This window comes from Sinomonas mesophila (assembly GCF_001999765.1).
GTDB classification, from domain to species: Bacteria; Actinomycetota; Actinomycetes; order Actinomycetales; family Micrococcaceae; genus Sinomonas; species Sinomonas mesophila.
Window position 1 is genome coordinate 188,304 of sequence record NZ_KV908322.1, and the last position, 14,363, is coordinate 202,666.

Below are 14,363 nucleotides of genomic sequence, written 5' to 3' on the forward strand. Positions count from 1 at the left end.
CGGGCATGATGGAATCCATGAGCACCGAGCGCATCAGCATTCCGACCGACTCCGGGGACGTCTCCGGCGTCTACACGCGGCCGGAGGGCGCTGACGCGACCGTCGTCGTCGCCCACGGCGCCGGCGCCGGGATGGACCACCCCTTCATGGCGGGCTACTGCGAGGCCCTCGCCGGGCTCGGGATCGCGGCCCTGCGCTTCAACTTCGCGTACATGGAGGCCGGAAAGAAGGTCCCGGACCGAGCGCCCAAGGCCATCCCGGTGTGGGCGGCCGCGCTCGCGGAGGCCCGGCGGCGGTCAGAGGGCGAGCCGATGTGGGCCGCGGGGAAGTCGTTCGGCGGCCGCATGGCCTCCATGGCCGTCGCCGAGGGCGCCATGGACGCCGCGGGCCTCGTCTTCCTCGGCTATCCGCTGCACCCGGCGGGGAAGCCCGAGAACCTGCGCGACGAGCACCTGTACGGGCTCAGGGTCCCGATGCTCTTCCTCCAGGGAACCCGGGACACGCTCGCCACGCGCGACCTCCTCGAGGGGGTGGTGACGAAGCTGCCCACCGCGACGCTGACGTGGTTCGACGACGCCGACCACTCCTTCGCGGTCAAGGGCGCCAAGCGCGCCCCCCACGAGATCGGGGGATCGCTCGCGGCCCCGACGGCGGAGTTCATCCGGGCGCAGCGGGACTGACGTGGACTTCGAGGCGCCGCTCTGGCGCTACCCCGGGCCCGGCGGCTGGCACTTCGTGACCCTCCCGCCCGAGCTCGCGGACGAGCTCCGGGAACGCACTGCCGGCACCCGGGCCGGCTTCGGCTCCATCCGGGTCCGGGCCACGGCTGGCGGCGTCTCGTGGGACACCTCCCTCTTCCCCGACGCGGCCTCCGGCTCCTACCTCCTGCCCGTGAAGAAGGCCGTTCGGACCGCTGCCGGCCTCGGGGACGGCTCTCTCGTGAGGATCGGGCTCACCCTGCCCGGCGAGGACTGACGGGCCGGACGGGCCCAGAGGACCACATGCCCAGGTCCGGGCGACCGTGGCTCACACGCGCTGCCCGCCGGCGCCCCGGTCACCCCCGCCTGTGGTGCCCCCGTCGCCGTCGCGCCCGCCCGGGGTGCCCCGCCCGCCGTCGTGCCCCCCGTCCGGCCGCAGGGCGCGCACGGCCGCGCTGACGGTGGGATAGAAGTGGTCCGGCCCGAACCGGGCCCGGGTCCCGAAGCGCAGGAGCCGGTCCTTGACCGGGCCCTTGAGCTCGGCGAAGACGAACTCGATCCCTCGGTCGGCGAGCCACTCGTCGAGGTCGACGAGCTCGTCGAGGGCCGTCGTGTCGATCCCCGTGATCGGCTCCGCCGCGAGGATGACGTGCGTGACATCCCGGTCCGCGTCATCCTCCGCCTCCTCGACGAGCGAGCGGACGAACCCGGTGAACACCGCGCCGTTGGCGAAGAACAGCGGGGCGTCGAAGCGGGCGATGACGAGGCCCGGGACGCGGACGCCCTCGGGGTGGCGGGAGAGGTCGTGGTAGCCCGGGATGTCCGGGAGGTCGCCGAGCTCTGCGCGGTACGGGGCCCACGCGCGGCGCACGAACTCGAGCAGCGCGAGGGCCACCGCGACCACGACCCCGGGAAGAACCCCGAGCGTCGTGACGCCGAGGAAGGCCGCCGCCAGGACCACGGTCTCGCTGCGGCTCATCCGCGCGAGCCGCGCGATCGCCCCGAAGTCGATGAGGCCCACGACGGCGGCGATGACGACGGCGGCGAGCGCGGCGGTGGGCAGGTACTCGGTCGCGCCGGGGGCCACCAGCATGAACCCGACGACGAGCACCGCCGAGATGACCCCTGCGAGCTGGCTCTTGGCCCCCGTCGCGACGGCGACGGGGGTGCGCGACGAACTGCCGGAGACCGGGAAGCCGCCGAAGAGGCCGGTCGCGGTGTTGGCGATGCCGACGGCGGCGAGCTCGCGGTTGCCCGACACGCGCAGGCCGTCCCGGCGGGCGAGGCTCTGCGACAGGACCCCCGTGTCCGCGAAGGACATGAGGGCGATGCCGGCCGCAGGGGCGACGAGCCCGAGGGCGTCGCCCCACGTCACCCCGCCGAGCGACGGCGCCGGCAGGCCTTGAGGGAGCGCCCCGGTAACGGGCACCCGCTCGCCCAGGCCCGCGGCCCACGTGACGACCGAGGCGAGCACGACGGCAGGCAGCACGCCCGCGAGCCGCTGGCCGAGGAACCGGCCGACGGCGATCACGGCGAGCGCGCCGAGGCCCAGTCCCGCGGCGGCGACGTTCGTCTGGCCGGATGCGACCGCTGCGGCGATGGCGGCGAGCCGCTCCCACGCCGACCCTTTCCCGGAGTCCAGACCGAGCAGCACGGGCAGCTGGGAGGCGATGACGACAAGCGCGATGCCCGCGAGGTAGCCGATCCGGATGGGCCGGGACAGCAGGCCCGTGATCGCGCCGAGCCGCAGGACGGAGGCGAGGACCATGATGCCGCCCATGATCACGGCGAGCAGGCCCGCGAGCGCGAGCGCCTTCTCGGGGCTGCCCGCCGCGAGCGGGAGGATCGCGGCGGCGATCATGGGCGCGAGCGCGGAGTCCGGCGCGAGGACGAGCACCCGGCTCGGCCCCACGACCGCGTAGACGATCATCGGCACGATCGTCGCGTACAGCCCTGAGACCGGCGGCAGGCCCGAGGCCTGCGCGTACGCCATGCCCGAGGGGATGAGGAGCCCGAAGAGGGCGGCGCCCGCGAGGGCGTCCTTGCGCAGCCAGTCCGGCTCGTACCTCGTGAGCCACGGTGCGAGAGGGAGCCAGCGCGGCAGGCGGCCGATCGGCGACGTGCCTCCCTCGGTGCGCTCCATGCACGGGATCATTCCGCGTCGCGGTCACGCGCGCCAGAGCCCGCCGAAGGGGGAGTGGCAGGATGGGGGGATGAGCACAGCTGTCGTCGTGGGGAGCGGGCCCAACGGGCTCGCGGCCGCCGTGCATCTGGCCGACCGGGGGCTCTCGGTGCGCGTCCTCGAGGCGGAAGACCGGATCGGCGGCGGCTGCCGCAGCTCCGAGCTGACCCTGCCGGGCCTCGTGCACGACGAGTGCTCGGCGTTCCACGCCCTTGCCGCCGGCTCGCCGTTCCTCGCGGGCCTCGGCCTCGAGGAGCACGGGCTGCGCTGGCTCTGGCCCGAGGTCCAGCTCGCCCACCCGCTCGACGGGGGGCGGGAGGCCCTGCTGTGGCGGGACGTGGCGCAGACCGCGGCGGGCCTCGGGGACGACGGCGCGGCATGGGACGCGCTCGTCGGCCGGACGGCGCGGGGCTTCGGCGACCTGCTCGAGGACATCATGCGGCCGCTCGTCCACCTTCCCCGCCACCCCGTCGCGCTCGCCCGGTTCGGGCTCGACGCCGTCCTGCCGGCCTCCGTCGTCGCCCGCAGGTGGCGCGGCGAGGAGGCACGGGCCCTCTTCGGCGGCATCGCCGCGCACGCCTTCGCCCGGCTCGACGCGCCGTTCACGGGATCCATCGGGATCGTCCTCGCCGCCTCCGGCCACGCCGTCGGTTGGCCCGTCGCCGCCGGCGGCTCGGCATCGATCACCGACGCGCTCGCGGCCCGGCTGCGCGCGCTCGGGGGGACGGTGGAGACGGGGCGCAGGGTAACGGACGCGCGCGAGCTCGACGCCGACGTCGCCCTCCTCGACGTCGCCCCCGGCGCGGCGGCCCGCATCCTCGCCCCGAGCCTGCCCGCACGCACGGCGCGCGCCTATCGGCGGTACCGCCACGGCCCGGCGGCGTTCAAGGTCGACTACGCGGTCGAGGACGGCATCCCATGGGCCTCGGCAGGCGCGCGCCTGGCCGGGACAGTGCACCTCGGGGGGACCCTCGAGGAGATCGCCGCGGCCGAGGCGGCGACCGCGCGCGGCACGATGCCGCAGCGGCCCTTCATCCTCGTCGGCCAGCAGTACCTCGCGGACCCGTCGCGCTCGCAGGACGGCGTCCATCCGGTCTGGGCGTACGCGCACGTCCCGCACGCGTGGGCCGGCGACGGGCTCGAGGCCGTGACCGCCCAGATCGAGCGCTTCGCCCCGGGCTTTCGTTCCCGGGTCCGGGCCATGGCGGTGCGCAGCCCGGCCGCGATCGAGGCGTCCAACGCCAACTACGTGGGCGGGGACATCAGCACGGGCTCGAATGGGGGGCTCCAGCTCCTCGTCCGGCCACGGCCCGCGCTCGACCCGTACGCGACCGGCGTCCCGGGCGTCTACCTGTGCTCGGCCGCGACCCCGCCGGGCGCCGGTGCCCACGGCATGCCCGGCTACCGCGCGGCCGAGGCGGCCCTCGCGTGGCTCGCCCGCGGCTAGGCCGAAGTTAGGGTGGACGGGTGCAGGACTTCCCCTTCGACCTCCTCAGGCGCTTTCCCGACGTCGAGGCCGAGAACCTCCAGGCCCACGACGCGACGGACCGGCTCCTCGCGGCCCGGGGCCTCGCCGACGCGTCGGCGCGCGGGCTCGACGGCGCCCAGGTTGCCGTCATCGGGGACGCGTACGGGGCCATCACGCTCCAGCTCGCAGCGGCCGGGCTCACCGGCGTCAGGGTCCACCAGGATCTCGCGACCGGCCGGGCCGCGCTCGCGGCCAACGCCGCGCGGCTCGGGCTCGCCGGGACGTTCGAGCCCCGCGAACTCGACGCGGGTCTCCTGCGCGGCGCCCGGCTCGTGCTCGCCCAGCTGCCGCGCGGGCTCGCGGAGCTCGAGGAGGCCGCGGACGCCGTCGCGCGCTGGGCCGCGCCGGACGCCATGCTCATCGCGGGCGGGCGGGTCAAGCACATGAGCCTCGGCATGAACGAGGTCCTGCGCACGCGCTTCGCTGACGTCGCGGCGGGGCTCGCGTCGCAGAAGTCGCGGCTGCTGACCGCGAGCGGGCCGCTGCCCGTCCCCGACCGCCCGCCGTTCCCCGTGTGCGAGCCGCAGGGCGACGTCGGGCTGACCCTGTGCGCCTACGGGGGCGCCTTCGCGGGGGCGCGCCTCGACATCGGCACGCGTTTCCTCCTGGGCTTCCTCGACCGGATCCCGGCCGGGGACGCGGTGGACCTCGGCTGCGGCACGGGCGCCCTCGCCGCCGCCTACGCCCTCCGGCATCCGGGTGCCCGGGTCGTCGCGACCGACCGCTCGGCCGCGGCTGTCCGCTCGGCCCGGGCGACCGCGGCGGCGAACGGGCTCGCGGACCGGATCCGGGTCGAGCACGACGACGCCGGCGGCCTGCTCGCGGCGGGCTCGGCCGACGTCGTGCTCCTCAACCCGCCGTTCCACCTCGGCTCCGCCGTCCACGCGGGCGCCGGCATGCGGCTCATCGAGGCGGCCGGGCGGATCCTGCGCCCCGGCGGTGAGCTGTGGTGCGTCGCGAACCGGCACCTCGACTACCGGCGCACCCTCGCCGGCGCCGTCGGGCGCACGGAGGCGGTGGGCCGCAGTCCCAAGTTCACGGTGACCCGGTCTGTGCGCCGCGGCTGAGCCCGAACTCCGCGAGCAGTCCCGCGAGCGTCTCCTCTCCATTGCGCACGAACGCGGGGTCGTTGCCCTCGGTCGCGACCGAGAGCAGCCCGAAGTGCAGGGCCCAGCCCGCCGCCCGGAGCCAGCACGCCTCCCCATAGCCGCTGCCGTCGTGCTCGAGGAGCGAGCGGAACCTCTCCCGGTCCTGGGCCCGAAAGAGCTGCCAGGCCGCGGCGAGGTCTGCCGCCGGATCGCCCGCGCACACGTCGCCGAAGTCGATGACCCCGGCGAGGCCGCCGTCCGGGGCGAAGAGCACGTTGCCCGCGTGCAGGTCCCCGTGGATCCAGCGGCGGGGGCCGTCGAGCTCGGGCGTACCCCGCAGCCGATCCCACAGCCGCGCGAGGGCAGGAACATCCCCGGCGCCGATCCGGGCCGGGCACGGCGCGCCGGGCCCGCCGTGCCGGGAGGGCGCCCCGAGCTGGGAGAGGACGGCGAGGCGCGAGCCGACGGCGGTGTCGAGACCAGCGAGCCCGCCGCCGCGGAAGGGGTTCTCGGGCGCGCCGGCCGGAGCGGGCGTGTGGAGGGCTCGAAGGAAGGCCGCGAGCGCGGGGACAGCGGACGCGCGCTCGGCAGCGGGGACCTCGAGCCCCGGCGTGCCCTCGGTCCAGCGGCAGACGCTCCATGGCCACGGATAGCCGCGGCCCGGCCGTCCCTCGCGCACAGGCACGGGCAGCGCGACCCCGACGCCGGCATCGGCCAGGCGAGCGGCGAGCGCGGGGACCACATCGAGCTCCTTCCGGACGAGCTCCGCCGCGAGCGCCCGGCGGGGGACGCGCACGCACAGGCCGTCGCCGAGCCGGTAGACCACGTTGTCCCAGCCGACGGCAGCGGGGCGCAGGGGCAGGCGTGCGAGGTCGGGGTGCTGGTCGGCGAGGAGACCGGCGACGAGCCCGAGGGTGATGGGGAACTCCTCCGACGGGACCGCCGAGGCGGCCGGGACGCTGGTCATGGGCACGCCTTTCGCGAGTGCGGTCAATGCACGGCTGTTCACGGTAACGTACTCCTAGAACCGCGTTGGCTCAGGCAGACAGCAGGCAGACAGTACGGCGCGGCCGAGGGGACCTGGGGAAGGACACTGTGACGGAGCCACGCCAGCCCGCCGCCCGACGCGGTACCAACCTGCCGCGGATGGGCGACTTCAACCTGACCGTGATCCTCGACGCCATCCGCCGCTCCGAGGCCGGCCTGAGCCGGGTCGAGCTGGCCCAGATCGTCGGACTGTCCCCGCAGACCATCTCCAACATCTCCCGCCGCCTGCTCGACCAGAGGCTCATCGTCGAGGCCGGCAAGGAGGGCACCGGGCCCGGCAAGCCGCGCACCATCCTGCGGCTCAACCCCACGGGCATGTACGCCGTGGGCGTGCACCTCGACCCGAGCATCATCACGGTCGTGCTCCTGGACCTCGTCGGCGCGATCGTCGCGAAGAACACGTTCACGACGCCGCGCAGCCACGTCCCGTCCGAGGTCGTCGCCGCGATCGCGGACTGCGTGGAGATGCTCATCGACTCCTCGGGCGTGGACCGCGCGCTTGTCGCTGGCGTGGGCGTCGCCGCCCCCGGCCCCATCGACCTCGACCGCGGCGCCGTCGTCGGGCCCCCGCTCCTGCGCGGCTGGGGCGACGTCCCCCTGCAGGCCATGGTCCAGGAGGCCACCGGTCTGGAGACGACGATGGACAAGGACGTCACGGGCGCCGCCGTCGCCGAGGTCTGGGCAGGCGGCCCGGGGAGCTCCGAGAGCTTCGCCGTCTTCTACCTCGGCACCGGCCTCGGCTGCGGGCTCGTCCTCGGCGGCGAGGTCTACCGGGGCAGCTCCGGGAACGCCGGCGAGATGGGGCATATCATCGTCGACCCGGACGGGCCCGAATGCTTCGACGGCTGCGGCATGCGGGGGACCATCGCGACGGTCCTCGAGCCGGTCCGCCTCGTCGGGGAGGCGATCGCCGCGGGCGCCCTGCCGCCCCTGCCGGCGGAGCCCGTCGCGGCCGACTTCCAGGCCGGCTTCGCGCGCCTGAGCGAGCTCGCGGGCGAGGGCCACGAGGCCGCCGTCGAGATCCTGCGCGGCGCGGCGCGGAAGATGGCCTGGGCGGCCGCCGTCGTCGGCAACCTCCTGGACGTCGAGCGCATGGTCTTCGGCGGGCCCTTCTGGGAGCCCGTCGCCGAGTTCTGCCTGGAGGTCATGCCGGACATGGTCAACGACCTGCTCGCCACGCGCGGCATCTACCGCGTCGAGCTCACCCGCACGGCCCTCGGGGAGGACGTCGGCGCCGTCGGCGCGGCGTGCCTTGTCCTCGAGCGCGCGCTCGCCCCCCGCGCGGAACGCCTCCTGCTCGGCGGGTAGCATGGAGGGACGGGCCGCCGCAGCCACGGTGCCCGGGCCAGCGCACACGAGGGGGAAACCGTGACGCAGCATGTGGACAGGGCGCCGCTCGAGGGCGTGGACCTCGAACGGGCCCACGAGACGATCGGAGCGATCACGGCCCAGTTCGAGGCCACGGTCGTGGGCCAGACGCGCCTCCGCGAGACGCTGCTCATCGGGCTCCTCACGGGCGGGCACGTGCTCCTCGAGTCCGTCCCTGGACTGGCCAAGACGACCGCCGCCGCGACGCTCGCCCACTCCATCCAGGCCGTCTTCCGCCGCATCCAGTGCACCCCGGACCTCCTGCCGAGCGACATCGTCGGAACCCAGGTGTACGACGCGCGGGACGCCTCCTTCACGACCCAGCTCGGCCCCGTCCACGCGAACATCGTGCTCCTGGACGAGATCAACCGCTCGAGTGCCAAGACCCAGAGCGCCATGCTCGAGGCGATGCAGGAGCGGCAGACCAGCATCGGCGGGCAGATCCACCGCCTGCCCGAGCCCTTCCTCGTGCTCGCGACCCAGAACCCCATCGAGCAGGAGGGCACGTACCAGCTGCCCGAGGCCCAGATGGACCGGTTCATGCTCAAGGACGTCCTCGACTACCCGAGCCCGCAGGAGGAGGCCGAGGTCCTGCACCGGATCGACCTCGGCGTCTTCGAGGCGGCCCGGGCCAGCCGCCCCGCCGCGGCGCTCGACGACGTGCGCGCGCTCCAGGACGCCGCCCGGAGGGTCTACCTCGACCCCGCGATCGTGCGCTACATCGTGGGCCTCGCCTACGTGACGCGGCACGCCGAGCAGTACATCGAGGCCCGCCTCGCCCGCTTCATCGAGTTCGGCGCGAGCCCGCGCGCGAGCATCGCCTTCAGCGCCGCGGCCCGGGCGGCCGCCCTCCTTGCCGGCCGCGACTACGTCGTGCCGGAGGACGTCAAGTCCCTCGCCCACCGCGTCCTGCGGCACCGCGTCATCCTCGGCTTCGAGGCCATCGCGGAGCAGGTCCCGGTCGAGACCGTCATCGACGCCGTCGTCGCGGCGGTCCCCACCCCCTAGGCGCCCGCCATGACGAGCCTCGTGACGAAGGTCAAGACGAAGATGTTCATCTTCGCCCACCGCCGCGCGCGCACGATGCTCGACGGCGAGTTCGGCTCCGTGTTCCGGGGCCGCAGCCTCGACTTCGACGACCTGCGCGCCTACGTGCCGGGGGACGAGGTGCGGGACATCGACTGGAAGGCCACCGCCCGGGTCGGCTCGCCCCTCGTCAAGCGGTACGCTGCCGTGCGCAAGCAGACCGTCCTGCTGCTCGCCGACACCGGGCGCAACATGGCCGCGGTCTCGCGCGGGGGCGAGCCCAAGAAGGAGATCGTGCTCATGGCCCTCGGCGTGGTCGGCTACCTCGCCCACCGCCACGGCGACCAGGTCTCCCTCGTCTCGGGGGACGCGTCGTCGTCCGAGACCGTGCCGCCCCGGGGCGGAGAGGGGCACCTCGAGCTCATCCTCCGCCGGGTCGACGACGCAGTCGGCCTCGACGCCGGGCCGAGCGACCTGACCGCCCAGCTCGCGCACGTGGCCCGCACCGTCGCCCGCCGGAGCCTCATGTTCATCGTCGCCGACGAGGCCGCCGTGGGGGAGGAGGATGCCTCCCTCCTGCGCCGCCTCGCGGCGCAGCACGAGATCCTCTGGTTCACGGTCCGCGATGCCGAGCTCGCCGGGGCCGCCGCCCCGCGGCGCAGCTATGACGTGGCCGACGGCGGGTACCTCCTCAGCCTCCTGGCCGAGGGCGGCGAGGTCGCCGAGGACTACCGCCGGCTCGTCGAGGAGCGCAGCTCCCGGCGCGCGCGGATCCTCACGGGCCTCGGGATCGTCGAGGCGCACGCCGACTCGGTCGAGGATGTCCTGCCGGCACTGTTCCGGCTCCTCGAGAGGCACCGCCGTGCCCGGTGACCCGCAGTTCTACGGCCCGCTCGGCTACTCCGGGTTCTGGCTCTTCCTCGGCCTGGCCCTCGCAGTCGCGGCACTCGGCTGGGTCGCCTACTCGGTGTGGAGCACCCGGCCGCCGCAGCCCGGCCGGGACGTCCCGGTGCCCCGCTTCCACGCCCCCGCGGGCCTCCGCCACGAGTACCTCGCGAAGATCGACGAGGTCGCCGCCCTGCTCGACGCGCGGGAGATCAGCCCGCGCACGGCGACCCAGGAGCTCTCCCGGATCGTGCGCGGCTTCGTGCAGGAGGCCACGGGCGTGCGCGCCTCGAAGATGACCCTCGACGAGCTCCGCTCCCAGCGCGTGCCGGCCGTCGCCGAGGCGATCGAGCGCTTCTACCCGGCCGAGTTCTCGGCCGCCGGGGCGCATGACGCCGACGGCGCGCTCACGGACGCCAGGACGGTGGTGGGCACGTGGACCTGATCTTCGCGTGGCTCCTGATCCCCGGCGCGATCGCCCTCGCGGGGGCCCTCGTCCTCGTCGTGCGGCGCCGCAGGACCGGCGAGGAGGCCGTCCCCGTCGCCCACGGCGATCGTCTTGCCTCCCTGCCGAGCTACCAGCGGCTCGTGCGCCGACAGCGGCTCTGGCTCACCGTCGTCGTCCTCTCGGCGCTCGTGCTCGCCGGGGCGCTGCTCTTCGCCGCGGCCCGCCCCGCGCTCACGTCCTCGCAGCGGCCCGAGCAGCGTAGCCGCGACATCATCCTCTGCCTCGACACGTCCGGATCGATGAGCAGGGCCGACGCGGCGATCGTGGACGTCTTCGCCTCGATGGTGCGCGACTTCCGCGGCGAGCGCATCGGCATGACGATCTTCGACGCGAGCGGCGTCCAGGTCTTCCCGCTCACGGACGACTACAGCTACATCGAGGACCAGCTCGCCCGTGCGCGGGACGCCTTCGACCGGCGCAGCGCGGACCCCGCCTTCTTCGAAGGCACCCGGGAGGGCCGCGGCACATCGCTCATCGGCGACGGCCTCGCCTCGTGCGTGCAGAACTTCCCCCGGCTCGACACCGAGAGGCGGTCCCGGTCCGTGATCTTCTCGACCGACAACTACCTCGCCGGGACGCCGGTGTTCGCCCTCCCGGAGGCCGCCGACCTCGCCAAGGCCAAGGGCGTGCGCGTCTTCGCGCTCAACCCCGCGGACTTCGGCCCGCGCACGACGAACGAGGAGGCCCTCGAGCTCCGCGCGGCCGCCGAGTCCACAGGCGGGCAGTACTTCCCGCTGCGGAGCACGACGGCCGCGCGTTCGATCATCGACCAGATCCAGGCCAGCGAGGCCACGGCCACCCAGGGCAGCGCGCGTGGCCTCGTGGCCGACAGGCCGGACGTGCCGCTCGGCGTCGCCCTCGTCGCGGGGGCCTTCCTGGCCCTCGGCCTGTGGAGGGTGCGGTCATGACCCTGCTCCCCGTCTTCCCCTGGTGGGCCACCGTCGCCCTGACCCTGGCCGTGATGGGCGGGACCGGCTGGGCCGCGTGGCGCGCGCTCTCCGCCGGTCGCGAGCGCAGGCCGTGGATCCTGCGGGGGCTGCTCGTGGCGTTCCTCCTCGTGGCCGTGTGGCGGCCGGGCATCCCGGGCGCAGAGGCCAAGGGCGCCGTCAACGACCTCAACGTGTTCTTCGTCGTCGACCTGACCACGAGCGTCTCCGCCGAGGACTACGGCGGCGCGCAGCGGCTCGAGGGCATGCGCGCGGACATGGTGGCGATCGCCGAGCGGCTCGCGGGGGCCAAGTTCGCGGTGCTCGCGTTCGACACGAGGGGCAGTGTGCGTATGCCGCTCACGACCGACACGTCGGCCGTCGAGGCCACGGCCGAGGTCATGCGCCCCGCCTACTGGCTCTACTCGAAGGGTTCGAGCATCTCCGCCGGGGCGGACGTTCTGCGGCAGCGGCTCGAGGCCTCGTCCCGCGACGCGCCGGAGCGGGCCCGGATCGTGTTCTACCTCGGCGACGGCGAGCAGACGAGCGCCGACCCGCCCGCGCCGTTCAGGATCGACCAGAACCTCGTCAACGGGGGAGCCGTGCTCGGCTACGGGACCGGCGCCGGCGGGCGCATGCGGGAGAACTCGCCGCTCGAGGTCGACGGCCAGCAGGCCTACATCCAGGACCCCACGACGGGAGAGGACGCCGTGTCCCGCATCGACGAGGAGGCCCTGCGCGGCATCGCCGGGGAGCTCGGCGTGCCGTACGTGCACCGCGGACCGGGCGACGCCGTCGACGAGGCGCTCGCCGAGGCGCAGCCGGGCCAGCTGCGCGTGAGCGACGAGTCGGGGCTGTTCGGCCGGTTCGAGCTGTACTGGATGTTCGCCCTCGCAGCCTTCGGGCTCGCGCTGGCAGAGGTCGTGCGCTCGGGGCGGGCCCTCCGGGAGCTCGTTCCCACGGGGAGGCCGCGATGAGCACGCTGCTCGACGGCGGACCCTCCGCCCAGGCCGGGGGGCCGGAGTCCCAGGAGCGCCCGGAGGACCGGGCCGCGCGGATGCGGCGCCGCCGGCGACTCCTCGCGTGGGGCCTCCTGCCCGTCCTGGCCGCCCTCCTCGTTGCCGCGAAGCTCCTGGGGATGAGCGTCTTCGCCCAGCAGGCGATCTGGGCCTTCGACGCGAAGGACGGGGCGGGGGTCTCCTCCGCGGCAGACGGCATGGGGGTCGCGGACGTGGTCGAGACCCACAAGTCCCACTTCGCGCGCGGGGACGCGTACGTCCTCGCTGGCGACTACGCACGGGCCCGCGCTGCCTTCGAGGAGGCCCTGCGCCGCACGGGCCCCGACGACGAGTGCACGGTGCGCGTGAACCTCGTGCTCTCGATCGAGAAGCTCGCCGACGCCGCGAACGTGTCAGGGGACACGGCCAGGGCGACGTCGCTCTACGACGAGGGCCTCGCCGTCGTCGAGGCGGCGCCCGAGGGCTGCTTCCAGCCCAACGGCCCGCTGAACCAGCGCCAGCAGGGGGAGCGGCTCGGCGAGGCCGAGGAGCGCATGCGGCGCGAGCGCGCCGAGGCCCAGCCACAGCCCGGGAAGCAGCCGCAGGGGCCATCGGGCACTCAGCCCGGCCCCGCTCCGTCTCCGAGCCAGGACCCCGCCCAGGCCGCCGAGGAGCAGGCTCAGCAGGACCGGCTCAAGGAGCTCGGGCAGAAGTCCGAGACCGGCCAGCAGGAGCGCGCCGAGGGCGAGCAGCGCCGCGACTATCTTGAGACCCCGCCCCAGGCGCCTGTCGACAGGCCCTGGTAGGCCCGCGTCGGGTCACATTGCGTCATGCTCGGACACAATGCTCCCTTGGGCTTGAAGGCGGCGGGCAGAGATTTCTATGGTCGTAAGCGAGTTGCTCCTGCAACGTGTCAGCGATCCCCTGCTGGGGATGTGGGTGCCCCCGTGTGGGTCTGACATTTGCCGCAGGGGGCCACCATCCTCAGCCGGGCGCCAGCCGCGGCGGCGTCCGAGGATGGGTGTGACCCCTGCCTTCTTGAACATCACGTCGCCCGCAACCGCCGGTCCCGTCCTCGGACAGGCCGAAGGCCGCGGGCGAACCGGACCGCCAAGGATGCAAATGTCCCCACCGACGCTCATCGACCAGCCCTCGACTGTCGCCACCGCGCCTGTCGCGCTCTCGTACGAGCTCTTCCCGCCCCGCAGCCCAGCCGCCTCCGAGACGCTGTGGGCCACGATCCGCGAGCTCGAGGCCACGGACCCCGACTACGTCTCGGTCACCTACGGCGCCAGCGGCTCCAACCACGACACGGCTCTCGACCTCGTCGACCGGCTCCAGCTTGAGACGACCCTCCGCCCGCTCGCGCACCTGACGTGCGTCGGCGGGACGCCCGAGGAGCTCAGCAGGATCGTGAACGAGCTCCTGGACCGCGGCGTGCGCGGCATCCTGGCCCTGCGCGGCGACCAGCCGAAGGACGGCCACGTGCCCCCGGGAGCGCTGCGCTACGCCCAGGACCTCATCGAGCTCATCCGCCGGGTCGAGCTGCGCCGCTCAGCGCAGTTCGCCGCGGGCAAGGTCGCGATCGGCGTCGCCGCCTACCCGACCAAGCACCCGGAGTCCCCGAGCGAGGGCCACGACGTCGAGGTGCTCCTCGCGAAGCAGCGCTCCGGCGCGGACTTCGCGATCACCCAGGTGTTCTTCCACGCTGAGCAGTACGCCTCGCTCCTGCACCGCGCCCGCCGGGCCGGCGTCACGATCCCGCTCATCCCGGGCGTCATGCCGCTCACGTCCCTGCGCCGCATCGAGAAGCTCTCGGCACTCTCGGGCGTGAGCCCGGACGCGGCGTTCGTGGACCGGATGCGCTCGGCCACCGACGAGGCCGAGGCCCGCCGCCTCGGCGTCGAGGCGACCGTGGCACTCGCGGAGTCGTCCCTCGACGCCGGCGCCCCGGGCCTGCACCTGTACACGTTCAACGAGCACGCCTCGTCTCTCGACGTCCTCACGCGCCTCGACCTGCCCCGGCCCGCAAGGCCGTCGCTCGCCGCCCGCCGCCGCAGCACGCTCTCCTGACGCCTCCCGACATTCCACCACCGACCAAGGACCTAC

14 protein-coding genes are annotated in these 14,363 nt (G+C 74.4%); 12 read left to right on the forward strand and 2 right to left on the reverse strand.

What is annotated here, in order from left to right:
• Positions 1-17 precede the first annotated feature (17 nt).
• Together BV907_RS00920 and BV907_RS00925 are read left to right on the forward strand one after the other, a co-directional pair.
• Positions 18-680 carry an alpha/beta hydrolase family protein gene (locus BV907_RS00920; protein WP_077487765.1) on the forward strand — a complete coding sequence of 221 codons (663 nt, stop codon included), beginning with the start codon at positions 18-20 and terminating at the stop codon, positions 678-680.
• Position 681: 1 nt separating this feature from the next.
• Positions 682-975 (forward strand): DUF1905 domain-containing protein, encoded by a 294-nt coding sequence (locus BV907_RS00925; protein WP_077487766.1) that lies wholly within the window; start codon positions 682-684, stop codon positions 973-975.
• Between the two features lie 51 nt (positions 976-1,026).
• Here BV907_RS00925 and BV907_RS00930 read toward each other — a convergent pair whose 3' ends face one another.
• Entirely contained in the window at positions 1,027-2,841 is a 1,815-nt protein-coding gene (locus BV907_RS00930) for a SulP family inorganic anion transporter (RefSeq protein ID WP_077487767.1), read from the reverse strand.
• A 70-nt stretch (positions 2,842-2,911) separates the two neighbouring features.
• Between BV907_RS00930 and BV907_RS00935 the strand changes: the two genes are divergently transcribed.
• Positions 2,912-4,327, forward strand: coding sequence for a phytoene desaturase family protein (locus BV907_RS00935; protein WP_077487768.1), 1,416 nt, complete (start codon positions 2,912-2,914; stop codon positions 4,325-4,327).
• A 20-nt stretch (positions 4,328-4,347) separates the two neighbouring features.
• Positions 4,348-5,475 carry a class I SAM-dependent methyltransferase gene (locus BV907_RS00940; RefSeq protein WP_077487769.1) on the forward strand — a complete coding sequence of 376 codons (1,128 nt, stop codon included), beginning with the start codon at positions 4,348-4,350 and terminating at the stop codon, positions 5,473-5,475.
• Here the strand turns inward: BV907_RS00940 and BV907_RS00945 are convergent.
• Positions 5,444-6,463, reverse strand: a complete 1,020-nt coding sequence (locus BV907_RS00945; protein WP_077487770.1) for an aminoglycoside phosphotransferase family protein — start codon at positions 6,461-6,463, stop codon at positions 5,444-5,446. The genes BV907_RS00940 and BV907_RS00945 overlap by 32 nt on opposite strands.
• Before the next feature lie 179 nt (positions 6,464-6,642).
• Between BV907_RS00945 and BV907_RS00950 the strand changes: the two genes are divergently transcribed.
• From BV907_RS00950 to BV907_RS00985, 8 genes are all read left to right on the forward strand, one after another.
• Complete coding sequence (locus BV907_RS00950; RefSeq protein WP_077487965.1) at positions 6,643-7,851, forward strand: ROK family protein; 1,209 nt, start codon at positions 6,643-6,645, stop codon at positions 7,849-7,851.
• A 60-nt stretch (positions 7,852-7,911) separates the two neighbouring features.
• The gene (locus tag BV907_RS00955) at positions 7,912-8,919 is read left to right on the forward strand and encodes an AAA family ATPase (RefSeq protein WP_077487771.1); all 1,008 of its coding nucleotides are present in this window, start codon (positions 7,912-7,914) and stop codon (positions 8,917-8,919) included.
• Between the two features lie 9 nt (positions 8,920-8,928).
• Positions 8,929-9,810: a DUF58 domain-containing protein gene (locus tag BV907_RS00960; RefSeq protein ID WP_077487772.1), complete on the forward strand. Its 882-nt coding sequence runs from the start codon at positions 8,929-8,931 to the stop codon at positions 9,808-9,810.
• Positions 9,800-10,267 carry a hypothetical protein gene (locus BV907_RS00965; RefSeq protein ID WP_077487773.1) on the forward strand — a complete coding sequence of 156 codons (468 nt, stop codon included), beginning with the start codon at positions 9,800-9,802 and terminating at the stop codon, positions 10,265-10,267. Before BV907_RS00960 ends, BV907_RS00965 begins: the two co-directional genes overlap by 11 nt.
• Complete coding sequence (locus tag BV907_RS00970) at positions 10,258-11,238, forward strand: vWA domain-containing protein (protein WP_077487774.1); 981 nt, start codon at positions 10,258-10,260, stop codon at positions 11,236-11,238. Before BV907_RS00965 ends, BV907_RS00970 begins: the two co-directional genes overlap by 10 nt.
• Complete coding sequence (locus BV907_RS00975; RefSeq protein WP_077487775.1) at positions 11,235-12,233, forward strand: vWA domain-containing protein; 999 nt, start codon at positions 11,235-11,237, stop codon at positions 12,231-12,233. The genes BV907_RS00970 and BV907_RS00975 overlap by 4 nt, the downstream gene beginning before the upstream one ends.
• Positions 12,230-13,060 carry a tetratricopeptide repeat protein gene (locus BV907_RS00980; protein WP_077487776.1) on the forward strand — a complete coding sequence of 277 codons (831 nt, stop codon included), beginning with the start codon at positions 12,230-12,232 and terminating at the stop codon, positions 13,058-13,060. The genes BV907_RS00975 and BV907_RS00980 overlap by 4 nt, the downstream gene beginning before the upstream one ends.
• 316 nt (positions 13,061-13,376) lie before the next feature.
• Positions 13,377-14,327 (forward strand): methylenetetrahydrofolate reductase, encoded by a 951-nt coding sequence (locus tag BV907_RS00985; protein WP_077487777.1) that lies wholly within the window; start codon positions 13,377-13,379, stop codon positions 14,325-14,327.
• Positions 14,328-14,363: the final 36 nt, after the last annotated feature.

Excerpts from the sequence above, each read along its gene's own strand:
- BV907_RS00920 (WP_077487765.1), top strand. The coding sequence starts at position 18 with ATGAGCACCGAGCGCATCAGCATTCCGACCGACTCCGGGGACGTCTCC.
- BV907_RS00930 (WP_077487767.1), bottom strand. The coding sequence starts at position 2,841 with ATGGAGCGCACCGAGGGAGGCACGTCGCCGATCGGCCGCCTGCCGCGC.
- BV907_RS00935 (WP_077487768.1), top strand. The coding sequence starts at position 2,912 with ATGAGCACAGCTGTCGTCGTGGGGAGCGGGCCCAACGGGCTCGCGGCC.
- BV907_RS00945 (WP_077487770.1), bottom strand. The coding sequence starts at position 6,463 with ATGACCAGCGTCCCGGCCGCCTCGGCGGTCCCGTCGGAGGAGTTCCCC.
- BV907_RS00950 (WP_077487965.1), top strand. The coding sequence starts at position 6,643 with ATGGGCGACTTCAACCTGACCGTGATCCTCGACGCCATCCGCCGCTCC.
- BV907_RS00960 (WP_077487772.1), top strand. The coding sequence starts at position 8,929 with ATGACGAGCCTCGTGACGAAGGTCAAGACGAAGATGTTCATCTTCGCC.
- BV907_RS00975 (WP_077487775.1), top strand. The coding sequence starts at position 11,235 with ATGACCCTGCTCCCCGTCTTCCCCTGGTGGGCCACCGTCGCCCTGACC.
- BV907_RS00980 (WP_077487776.1), top strand. The coding sequence starts at position 12,230 with ATGAGCACGCTGCTCGACGGCGGACCCTCCGCCCAGGCCGGGGGGCCG.
- BV907_RS00985 (WP_077487777.1), top strand. The coding sequence starts at position 13,377 with ATGTCCCCACCGACGCTCATCGACCAGCCCTCGACTGTCGCCACCGCG.